The sequence below is a fragment of the Sphingobacterium sp. HJSM2_6 genome (genome assembly GCF_049316305.1).
Lineage (GTDB): Bacteria > Bacteroidota > Bacteroidia > Sphingobacteriales > Sphingobacteriaceae > Sphingobacterium.
In genome coordinates this window covers 114589-126733 of sequence record NZ_JBMOXB010000002.1, presented here as the reverse complement: position 1 = coordinate 126733, position 12145 = coordinate 114589, and the positions used below count along the sequence as shown (strand labels likewise).

Below are 12145 nucleotides of genomic sequence, written 5' to 3'. Positions count from 1 at the left end.
TAAAATGATTCGAAAATGAAAAGATCGTATACTTTAAAATCGATAGGGAAAGCTCGTGTACGTTCAGTGGTAAAAAAACATGTCTTACTTCTTATATTATTAGTAGGTGTAGTATTTCAAGGGAATACACAGACGTCGCAAATGGAAGTTCCTGGTCGAGTTATTGATCAATTTGGAAAGCCAGTGTCTGGAGCTACAATCTCCATAGAGGGGACGAGCAAGAAAGTAATGACAGATGCTAAAGGTGAATTTGCCATTCAAACTGCAAAAAATGAAAAATTAATCGTTACCGCTATAGGTTACGAAACACAGCAAGTAACATATACTAACCAAACAACCCTGTTAATTACAATAACAGAATCGGTTACCTCCTTAGAAGAAGTTGTCGCTGTCGCATATGGTACGCAAAAGAAAGTATCTGTAGTAGGCGCTGTCGCATCAGTCAGTAGAAAGGAAGTATTACAGAGTTCTGCCCCAAATTTAGCAGCATCACTTGCTGGACGTCTTCCAGGTTTAACAACGATGCAAACTAGTGGACAACCCGGTAGAGATGATGTAGAAATGTATATTCGAGGTGTATCTACATTTGGTGGAGGTACTCAACCATTAATATTAATTGATGGTATCCCAAGAACTAATATTAGTTCCCTGAACCCTTCTGATATTGAAACCATTTCAATTCTTAAAGATGCATCCGCTACAGCAGTTTTTGGCGTACGTGGTGCAAATGGTGTTATTTTAATAACTACAAGAAGAGGTAAAGAAGGTAAAATGGATTTTGATATTATGGCAAAGCATAGTTTACAAACACCATTATATCATCGCGACCAAGTGAATTCTTGGGAATTTGCGCATTTACGAAATGAAGCATTAAGAAATGACAGCAAATTACCAGAGTTTGATGATGTTGACATCATGAAATTCAAAAATGGTGGTAATCCATTTTATCCGAACCGCAACATTATGGATGAAATTTTCAAAAAGTTCTCCCCACAATCGCAAGTTACAATGAATACGAGTGGAGGAACTAATTCATTACAATATTATGTGAGTGCTGGATTTCTTAATCAAGGTAGTTCATTTAAGCAAGATATTGATCATTCAAGTAGAGGTTACGATCCATCATTTAAGTTGAACAGGTATAATTTACGGTTGAACTTGGACTATAAATTGGCAAAAGGGTTAAATGCTAATTTAGATTTAGGATCAGATATTAGTGAAGCAAACTCTCCATTAGCTGGAGGTTTAACTGGTATAGATTTCAACAGTGTCGCTGGTAGGCTATTAGATTTTGTTCGAAAAACTAGACCTGTAGATGTGGGTCCTGTAACCGTTGCAGGATATAAAAACAATTTTGGAGAAGATGTTCCAGCAGGAATTCCTTTATATCCACAAGGAGGATTTAATTTTTGGGAATTAATGAATGCAAATGGATATTCGAAACAAACTACCGCAAACTTTAACAGCTCATTGGGTCTAAACTGGGATTTGAGCGCTATTACTCCAGGTCTTTCTACCAAAGGATTAGTGGCATTTGATGTTTTCGGGGTTTCTACACTTATGGGCAGAAGTTCTGGTGATCATCGTTACATAGTACATGATCGTAAAGATGAAACTTATTTTTGGTCAGAGCCTGCAGATTCCGGTAATCAAATCGCAAACATTGTAAATCTTTCACGAAACTACCTTTCTGATTATAAGGTAAATATGCAGTATCAGATTAATTACAATCGCACTTTCAATGATGTTCATAGTTTTGGAGGTTTATTTTTAGCACAACGAGATAGTTGGATTTATCAATCCTCGGGTGAGCATGCACTAACATTTAACATGTTGGGCGTAGCTGGCCGTGCTACCTATGCATATGATAATAAATATTTAGCAGAGATAAATGTTGGATATAATGGTTCAGAACAGTTTAGTCCAACACGTAGATTTGGCTTTTTCCCAGCATATTCATTAGGTTGGGTAATTTCCAATGAAAGCTTTTTAAAGGATGTTGAGCAGATTAAAATGCTGAAATTGAGAGGTTCTTACGGTAAAGTAGGAAATGACAAATTAGGCGCTAACCCACGTTCAAGTGCTCGCTTTTTATACCTAGATAATATCTCCATCTCTGGTGGAGGTTTGTTTAATTCTTTTGGACTAGGAAATAGAGTAAATTTTAATTTGGTAGGTAATCCGAATCTATCTTGGGAAACAGAATTGAAACGAAATATTGGTATAGACCTTGAATTAAATAATGGTTTCTATTTCAATTTTGATTATTTCAATAATTATAGAAAAGGAATACTAATTATAAATAATAATATTCCTTCCTTCCAAGGGATAACGCAGTTGCCATTACTCAACATTGGAGAGATGAAAAATTGGGGTTATGAAGCTGTGCTAGGGTACAAAAAAGTATTTAACGAAGATTTTAGTATAAATGCAACCGCAAATCTTTCTTTCAATGACAATGAAGTAATAAACTCTTCAGAGCAGAAGAGAGCAGAAGATTTTTTACATCGTAATCGCAGTGAAGGTTATCGTTATCGTCAAAACTGGGGATATAAGATTGATTATAGCAACGGTAATGGATACATCAACACAGATGATGAGTTAACTAAATATAAAGTAATGTACGAAAATGGCACCGTTGGCTCTCCAACTAAAGGTGATTTTGTATACCAGGATTTGAATGAAGATGGAAAAATTACTGAAGCAGACCAAGTTCCAATTGGATGGAGTTATATTCCGAGAATAAGTTTTTCTACTTTTATTAGTACACAATACAAAGCTTTTGATTTTTCTTTCCAATTACAGGGCATTACACAGGCATCCTATGGAAATGAAATGTTTATTAACGAGGCTCCAGATGGTTTCGCCGGCTATTACAACGGGGTTCACCGTAGAGCTTGGACAGAAGAACGTTATTTAAATAACCAAGAAATTTTACATCCCGCATTACATATGTCCCCAGCAAATGCTTCGAGGCATAATAATGATTATTTCATTCAAGATAGAAGTTATTTAAGATTGAAACTGATTGAACTGGGTTATACACTTCCTAATTCTTATGTTCAAACCTTAGGAATTCAAAACGCTCGAGTTTCTTTTAGCGGTCAAAACATGTTCACCTTTAACAGACTTAAATCAACCGATATTGACCCAGAGCAAAATTCTGTGTATTCCTATCCTTTATCACGTATTATGACCTTTAATTTAAGTGTTAATTTTTAGGGAAAAAATAGTAAAAATATAATTATGAAAATGAAATTAATAAAGCTGTTTTTCTTAATCTTCGCTATAGTTATTTGCTCATGTAAAGATACATTGGACAAATCACCAGATGGAAGAATTGATTTAGAGGATATATTCTCTGACAGTGATCGAGTAGGTGCACTTTTAAATTCATGCTACGGTTATTTACCGGGCAAATCGCTATATTATCAAGGCTGGACCAATTATCCCACAGCAACCAGTGATGAATCATGGTCTTATGCTGCTGAAGAAGCATTGTCAAATTATTATAATAATGCAGTGACCGACGTCAACCATCCTTTTTTGAATGGCTCTATGGCGAATATGCAGCGTTACTGGTCTAATTACTTTGCACAAATTCGTCTTTGTACACAATTTTTAGCCGGTATAGACAATGCTTTAGTCGTAGAACCTGCGCTTAGAAGAAGATGGAAAGCGGAAGTCTATGTATTAAGAGCATTCTATTTATCGGAACTTTTGAAATGGTATGGTGGCGTACCGCTAAATAATTTGGACCTCTATGCACTTGATCATGATTATTCTAAAGCCGTTAGAAATACGCCTTGGGAGGTAGCAGAAGCTATTGAAGCCGATTGTCGTGAGGCTATTAAAGCGAGTAATACCGATTTTCCATTTAGAAATCAATTTGTTGCCAATCAAACCTCGCATACTGCAGGGGAAGAATTGAGAGTCAACAAAGCATTAGCATGGGCTTTAATGTCTAAGATGTATTTATTTGCTGCCAGTGACTTACACAGTAATGGAGTTGCAAAAGAAGAACGCATTCAACGTTGGAAGAAGGCATATGATGTAAATAAAGAAGCGATCATTGCATTAGAAGGAAATGGATTTGCACTTTTTACAACACATACAAGAAGTATCTATAATTCATTCGGAAAAGCTGCGGCATTTCATCAAATTAATTCCAGTTATGATGCTCCTGGGGTAGATAAGGAAACGATTTGGCAAAACAACAGCAATCCAATCAGAAGTTGGGATTTAAATGGCCCTCCGGGAATTTCGCCAAATGCTGCGATGTATACAGCCTATTGGCCAACACAGGAATTGGTAGATGCCTTTGAAGTAGTTGAATATAATGGGAATAATATTGTCAAAGCTGAACCATTATTAGACTTAGCAAACCCTTATGTCAATGGTCAATCGGGACATTTAAGACCCAATTTAAATCCTGCAGCTGTAGCTATAGGATATAATGATTCAAATCCTTATGCAGCTCAAAGAGATCCTAGACTCTATGCTACGGTCTTAAGAAATGGCGATAAGGTGTCTTGGTATGGAGAAAATGATTTTGAAATCGAGTCTCGAGTTGGAGGTAAACATGAAATTGTATTTGGAGGAAGTTCCTATAAAAACACCAAAACTGGCTATTATGCACGTAAATTTTGGACACCAGGTGCATCCGATAGAAATCAAACCAAAGATCCAGCATGGAAATATTTTAGGCTGGCAGAATTAAAATTAAATTTTGCAGAGACAGCAACTGAATATGCCCTTGCGAAAGGCGGAGATCTAACCTTACAAAATGAGGCCGCAGGTCAAATCAATCAAATCAGGGCAAGAGTAGGTATGCCTGGACTTTCAAGTGCTGTTGTGAATGATGAAAATAGCCTAAGATTATACCTAAGAAATGAAAGAAAAGTAGAATTAGCCTTTGAAGAATGTAGATTTTTTGATGTCCGTAGATGGTCAAAACCTGAAGGTGATTTAAGTGCTACAGATATGTATCTTTCTGGTATGGAGGTGATAAAAGATGATTCAGACAATCTAACTTTCAAACGTATACATATTAATAAGAAGAACTCAGGTCCAACTCGAAATGGTGGCTGGCAAAACAAATATTTATTTCTGCCTATCTCGAGAGAAGATGTAACATTAATGCAGAATCAGACTGGCCAAAATTGGCAAAATCCAGGCTGGAACTAACGTAAGAACGAAGAGACATGAAATATATAAATATAAAATATTTGATACTATGCTGCTTAATTTTTTGTGTAGCTGGTGTTCATGCTAAAACTATAAAGGGACTAGTGGTTAATGAGTTTTCACAACCTCTCGAAGGTGTAAAAGTGGGCAACGCTGTATTTTATACCCTAACAGATACACAAGGAAACTTTGAGTTGGAAGTTGAAACAGATCATACGGAAGTAACGTTCTCCCTTAATGGGTATAAATCGATCAGCCTATCAAACCATGATGAGAAACCTTTAAGTATCACGATGTATGCTGATGCACATGGTAGCGATGATATTATTCAATTGGGATATACCACACAATCTCGAAATTCCATTTCAGGATCAGTTTCCACTGTTACTGGGGAAGTGCTTGCTCATCAACGTACAACAAATATTACACAGGCTTTATCTGGTAATTTGTTGGGTTTAAATTATTTCGAGGAAAATAATAATTTATTCGAACCAACCGTTGGGCTTGTATCTAGAGGAATAGCAACCCTAGGTACTAGAAATATGTTAATCGTCATTGATGGCGTTGTTTGTCCAACGGATGATTATAAATGGCTAAGACCTGAAGAAATTGAAAGTATCACCTTACTTAAAGACGCTTCCACTACAGCGATATATGGAATTCAAGGTTCCAATGGCGTGCTCGTGATTGCGACAAAACGTGGACATATGGGGCAGTTGAAATCACGTTTCTTCTATAACCATTCGTTCCAGCAAATGACCAAACGGCCTATGTATTATAATTCGGTGGATTACGCTACAATGAGAAATCAGGCAGCCTATAATGATAATCCATCTGCAGGATTGTTTTCTCAGTATACACAGGAAGAGTTGGACGGATTTAAAACCGGTGAAGGTTATTACCCTAATAATGATTGGGTTGGAATGCATCTTAAAGAACTTGTCCAAATGCAACAAGTTGGAATGGATGTTTCGGGAGGATCCGAGCGAATTCGATATTATTCACATCTAGCTTATGGTCATCAAGGCTCTCAATTTTGGACTGATAAAGATGTAAATGCATATAATTCACAACCTGATTTGAGTTTATTCAATGCTAGGACTAATTTGGATTTTAATCTTAGTAAAAATTTAAGTGGATTTACTTCGTTATCGGCCAACGTAAATAGGTATAAATTATCTAATGTACCCGGAGATAATGGTGTTGAAAATAGCAACCTCATCTATAGCAGATTGCAAAATTTACCACCAACAATTTACGGACCTACGACTGAGGGTAACGGATTGGGTGATGTCACGACCACTGACAAAGAAGAATATCCTGTATATGGTGTTTTAAATCGTTCAGGTTATAATACACGTACTTCTACTAACTTTTTAGCTCATGCAGGTCTTAAATTAGATCTTGGATTTCTAACCGATGGTCTTTCTATAACTGGATCATTAGCTTTTCAAGGTACAGCAGCACAGTTGCAGAGAAATAATCAAGATTACTTTAGAAAAGTGCGCAATTTGTCGAATGGGTATGTCGTAAACCCTATGTTTTCTGATATCTTTCCCATACACAGGAATACAGCATTATCAAATAACAACTCAGGCTACTTTGCCTATAATCTAAATTATTTTGCGAATGTCAATTATCAAAAGTCTTTTGGTGATCATAGTATTCTTTCAAAAGTATACACATTTTATCTGAAACAAGTCTTGGCAAGTGGTAATACGGGGGTAGCAGTAATGCCTTACAACCGTCATACATCTGGTTTAGAGCTGCAATATGATTATAAGAAAACGTATTTTGCCAAGTTCGATTTAAGTTATGCTGGATCAGACCAATTTGCCCCTGGATCAAGATATACCTGGATACCAGCCATTTCTGCAGGATGGGTATTGTCAAATGAAGAGTTTATGGAAAACGCAAGTTACTTCTCCAATCTGAAGATTAGAGGATCATACGGTATCGCTGCGAATGATCAAATTGGTAATCAACGTTTTCTATATCTAGATCATTTATCTACAGGAGGTGCAGAAAATCTTTTAGGTAATCCCAATATCAGTGCAGAAAGAGTAAAAAATCAAAACTATGGGATAGATGTGGGGCTATTTAATGCCTTCTCATTATCCTTTGATTACTTTAATATGAATAACAATAACATGCTTATTGATTCACGCAACCTTTATCCAAATTTCATGGGTACTAGCGCACTATCTGCAGTCAATCAAGGTATCATGAACAATAAAGGATGGGAGTTACAGGCATCATACAAAAAAGCGCTTAATCAAGATGTTTCTTTATGGCTAGGTGCAGGTATTTCGTACTCCAAAAATAAGGTGGTTTATTCCGGTGAAATTGCTAATGCAGGCTATTATCAACCGTTTAGAAGAGATGGTTATGGCGCATCAACTGTGTTTGGATATATTGTTGATTATTCCAATGGTAATGGATTTATCAATAATCAAGAGGAATTAGCACGTTATGGTAACATGTATGAGTTGGGAGGAATTGGAACCCCTAGAATGGGTGATCTAATTTATAAAGACTTGAATAATGATGGGGAGATTAACCAAAAGGATATGGATTATTTAGGTCAAGGAATACCTGAGTATTATTATTCTTTAAATGGGGGTATGACCTATAAGTCATTTGAACTTAACTTTCTATTTATTGCAAATAGTGGCGCTCAAAAAATGATGATTGCGCAACCCAATTATCTCGATGGAATTTTCACCGATATTCATCAAAATGCTTGGACCGCTGAAAGACATCAAGCTGGTGAAAACATTTCCTATCCAGCTCTATATATTCAAAATGCAACGAGTAATCAGTCAAGTGATTTCTTTTTGAATAATGCCTCTTTTGTGACCCTGAGAAATGTAGCCCTAACCTATAAACTTCCAGAAAATTTGACCAATAAAATCAATGCAAATAATCTGCATCTTACCCTTACCGGGAGAAATCTCTTTTCAATAGATTATATGAAGTCTAAATACGTTGATGCACAGGTGGCAAATTTTTTCAAATTTCAACCCTATCGTCAATTTAGTCTTGGTGTAAATCTGTTTTTTTAAAATGCTATAATAATCTGATATGAAAAAGTACTATAAAATAGGTGTATTGTTTCTGGTCTCGCTTTCCTTTAGTTGTAGTAAATTAATGGATGCGCCAAAAGATGATCGAATAAATTTGGACGATGTATTTCGTTCAAAAAATATGTTGCAAAATTATTTAGGGCATATCTACTGGTACATGGGCACCAATGGGTCTGAAGGTGGTTTTCTCTACGATAATAATAAAACAATGTTAGCTTCTTTTAGCGATGAAGCTGTGGATGCACGTAATTTCGAGCCTAACTCGAAAATCAGTATGTGGTATGATGGAAAGAATACGCAAGAGTCTTTCGGTTTTAATAACGAATTATTGAATTGGAATAATTTCTATGCTGCCATAAGACGGTGTAATACGGTTATTAGCTATTTGGAAGATCCAAATTATAATATTTCCATTGCTCAATTTGATGATGGATACCGTAATTACTACCTAGCCCAGTGTTATATTATTAGAGCGTTTAATTACTTAGAACTTATTAAAAGATATGGCGGCGTACCTATTGTCAATGAACGATTGGAGATCACTTTTGATTTTTCAAATTATCGCAAAGCCTCTTTCGCTCAAAATGTAGATCAGATCTTGAGTGATTGTAATAAGGGTTTAGAGTTAGGTAGTCAAAAAGCTCAACCTTTATTACCTTGGATTTATGGCGCTGGTCTTAGTCGGATGGATATGACTGCTGCTATTGCTTGGATGATTAAATCTGAGGCGGTAACTTTTGCGGCCAGTCCACTTTGGGTGGATAACCATGCTGGGACCGAAAAATATACCTGGGATAGAGCTTTAGCAGTAACCAATGAAGCCCTTGAACAATGCCTAGAAAATGGGTATGCACTACAAAACTTTGCTGGTGCTGATATTAATGCTACAGCAAATAATTTAGTTAATTACTTTCTAACAGCCCCAGATTTCACCGGAACTATAGACAAAGAAACAATTCATATTGTCTTAAACAATGATAACGATATCCAACGCGTACGTACAAAGGTTTGGCAATTCAGTGGAGTCCCAGTATCTGGTCAATTAAGTGCTGGCTCTTGTCCTACCCAAGAACTTGTTGATTCCTATGAAATCACCAATGGTGTTCAGGCACAGCCCATATTAAATCTTGCTAATCCTTATATAGCAGATTCGCATGTGCCAAATTTTAATCCTAAGGCATTAGAATTAGGCTATGTGGATAATGGTAACCGCATGTATTTAAATAGAGACCCTCGTTTTTATGCTACCATTTATTACAATGGTTCTAATCGTGGGGGAATGACGGTTAACACCTTCCTAGGTGGAAGTCATCAGATTAGTGCTGACCCTAGCAATATTCGCAATACCAGAACAGGTTATTATTTGAAAAAATACAGCAATCCTGAATCAACTGTTAGTAATAATTTAGATGGATATTTTCGTTTTTATCGTTTATCAAATCTGTATTTAAACTATGTAGAAGCATTAAATAATGTATATGGACCAACTGGATCCTTAACCAATTCAGCAGTACCAGAAAAAAATGCACTTGATGCCTTGAATAAACTTCGCTCAACGCGAGGCATGCCTGCCGTAGCTGCCACAGAGGTCGCTGACCAAGCAACATTCGAATTACGATATAAGAATGAGCGTAGAGTAGAATTAGCATTTGAAGGAAAACGATTTTTTGATGTCAGAAGATGGCAAACTCCAGATGGTTCGTTATCAGAAACCGAAAAGATTTTGAGTGGTATTGAAATAAACAGCAATCAAACTGTAAATACACGTAAACCTCTTCGGGAGCGGATGAGCCATAGTAATAAATACCTGATGTTTCCTATACCCTATGATGAAGTTCAAAAGGTGAATAGATTAACTGGAGAAAACTGGCAGAATCAAGGCTGGTAAATAAATCATCTATATTATAGCTAATTAAAAAACCAACCTTTTGTTTAAAGGAAAACAATTAATAATTGATCAAATCAAAAGTGTCATGACACATATATTAAAATCATTTAGTGTATTGACTTTATTATTAGCTCTTCTTTACGGGTGTAAAGAGAACGCATTTGATGATATCGTCTATAATGGAAAAAATGATATTTTAGAATTTTCTATTTTATCAGAGAATAATGGGATTTACCAAGATCCTGACGATGAATCTATCCAACATCTGAATTTTTATAAGGATGCTAAAGGGATGATTATAGATAATAAAATTATTGTTTTAGCCCCTTATTATGCGAAAAGCTGGAATGGTTTAAAACCTTCATTCAAAAAATCTGATCGCTCGATCATGTATCATCATGGAGAAATTCAACTTAATGGGCAATCAGAAGTTGATTTTTCAAACCCTACCACGTACACAGTTGTCGCGGATAATGATGAGTCCAAGGATTATATTGTTGAGTTTTATAAAGAAAAACCAATTTTCAGCTTTGCTATTTTAAAGGAAGATAATCCAAACTTATCTTTTGATGCAGAGGTCGAAATAGACTCGTCAAATAGAACAATAATTGTTGAATTCTCGCTGGGAACCAACCTATCTAGTTTGATCCCACGTTTTGTCATTCCTGATGATGTAGAAATCACGTTAAATGGAGCTCCACAAACCAGTGGTACCTCTACCGTAGACTTTTCAACAGTAGTGGAGTATAAAGTATCAATGGATGATGACTATCCTGAAACTTGGAAAGTATTGGCTAGAACGCGTGAGCCAAATCCTGAAAATGACTTCTTAACCTTTAATTTTAGTACCGCTAAGAATCCTTCATTATTTGCTGATTTAATTGGGGAGGTTGATACGGTTAGTCATGTCGTTAGAGTTGCCTCGTACTGGACTACCGGTATAAATCCGTTATCCTTAGTGCCGAATTTTACGATATCTAAATATGCGAAAAATGTGTCTGTCAATGCCGTTACTCAAATAAGCGATCAAACGGCCGCAAATTTTGCGTCTCCAATCGTTTATTCCATCACAGCAGACGATGGTCAAATCCAAGAATGGACAGTTATATTTTATAAACCTTCTAAATTCTATATTAAAGACCGGTATTTTAGACAACTTCTAAAAACACACTATGCTGATCTGATGGAAGGTGATAGTTTGTTAATTGAGAAAGCAATTAATAATCGTTTAGTTGGTGGTACTGATTGGTGGGGCGATGGTATGCGTAATAAAGATGACTTACCGATTGGAAGTTTCAGTGGTATTGAGTTTTTCCAAGCCATTCCGCTATTAGGAATACCAGGAGTTCAATTAGGAACGAATACATTAGATTTACGTAAAAACACAGGATTAGCGGAGGTTGTGTATTGGAATTCCAATATTGACACTTATAACATCAGTGGATTACCAGGTACCAACGGGCAGTTTATCATCAATGTAACTGCAGGTAAAACTCCAGGAAGAATAATAGCTCAAAATGTCAAAGAAATTCTCTTTAGAGGTCCAACAGCCTATATCTTGAATTATTTAGACTATAGGGGATTAAATGTTAATAATTTCAACATGGGGTCTACCGTTTCATTTGCTTCAGGTTCAAAAGTCTTGATGACTAAGCGTAGATGGGACGAATGGGAACAGTCAGCAAACCCTTGTGTAGCACTTATTAAATCGTCAAGTAATATGACGCTGGAATTATGGAATGAGGCTGGAACGCAGGTAGTTGAAACGAAGCGTTTTAATTAACTGCTGAACTATCTAAACGTTCCGTGCTGATATGCTTTGTAGAATTTAACTTTTTATAAGCATATCTTAACATAAAAAGCAGGAGGTGATAAATATCACCTCCTGCTTTTTAAAAATGTATAATGAATGAAATACTTTCCTTATAGGTTCTTACAAATTTTTCTAACCTAAATATTTCGTTACTTTTACTTTGAAACCTAA

Annotated in this window: 5 protein-coding genes; all 5 read left to right on the top strand. The window is 36.0% G+C overall.

Going from position 1 to position 12145, the window contains the following annotated elements; genetic code table 11:
• Positions 1-15: 15 nt before the first annotated feature.
• The 5 genes from ACFRAE_RS03125 to ACFRAE_RS03105 all read left to right on the top strand — a co-directional run bounded on the left by ACFRAE_RS03125 (position 16) and on the right by ACFRAE_RS03105 (position 11944).
• Entirely contained in the window at positions 16-3222 is a 3207-nt protein-coding gene (locus tag ACFRAE_RS03125) for a SusC/RagA family TonB-linked outer membrane protein (protein WP_422795654.1), read from the top strand.
• A gap of 24 nt (positions 3223-3246) precedes the next feature.
• Positions 3247-5187 carry a RagB/SusD family nutrient uptake outer membrane protein gene (locus ACFRAE_RS03120; protein WP_422795653.1) on the top strand — a complete coding sequence of 647 codons (1941 nt, stop codon included), beginning with the start codon at positions 3247-3249 and terminating at the stop codon, positions 5185-5187.
• Between the two features lie 17 nt (positions 5188-5204).
• Entirely contained in the window at positions 5205-8252 is a 3048-nt protein-coding gene (locus ACFRAE_RS03115) for a SusC/RagA family TonB-linked outer membrane protein (protein ID WP_422795652.1), read from the top strand.
• Positions 8253-8271: 19 nt separating this feature from the next.
• A complete protein-coding gene (locus ACFRAE_RS03110; protein WP_422795651.1) occupies positions 8272-10161 on the top strand; it encodes a RagB/SusD family nutrient uptake outer membrane protein in 1890 nt (629 codons plus the stop codon).
• A gap of 85 nt (positions 10162-10246) precedes the next feature.
• Positions 10247-11944: a hypothetical protein gene (locus ACFRAE_RS03105; protein WP_422795650.1), complete on the top strand. Its 1698-nt coding sequence runs from the start codon at positions 10247-10249 to the stop codon at positions 11942-11944.
• Positions 11945-12145 lie beyond the last annotated feature (201 nt).

Coding starts and splice junctions, on each gene's coding strand:
- ACFRAE_RS03110 (WP_422795651.1), top strand. CDS start 8,272: ATGAAAAAGTACTATAAAATAGGTGTATTGTTTCTGGTCTCGCTTTCC.
- ACFRAE_RS03105 (WP_422795650.1), top strand. CDS start 10,247: ATGACACATATATTAAAATCATTTAGTGTATTGACTTTATTATTAGCT.
- ACFRAE_RS03120 (WP_422795653.1), top strand. CDS start 3,247: ATGAAAATGAAATTAATAAAGCTGTTTTTCTTAATCTTCGCTATAGTT.
- ACFRAE_RS03125 (WP_422795654.1), top strand. CDS start 16: ATGAAAAGATCGTATACTTTAAAATCGATAGGGAAAGCTCGTGTACGT.
- ACFRAE_RS03115 (WP_422795652.1), top strand. CDS start 5,205: ATGAAATATATAAATATAAAATATTTGATACTATGCTGCTTAATTTTT.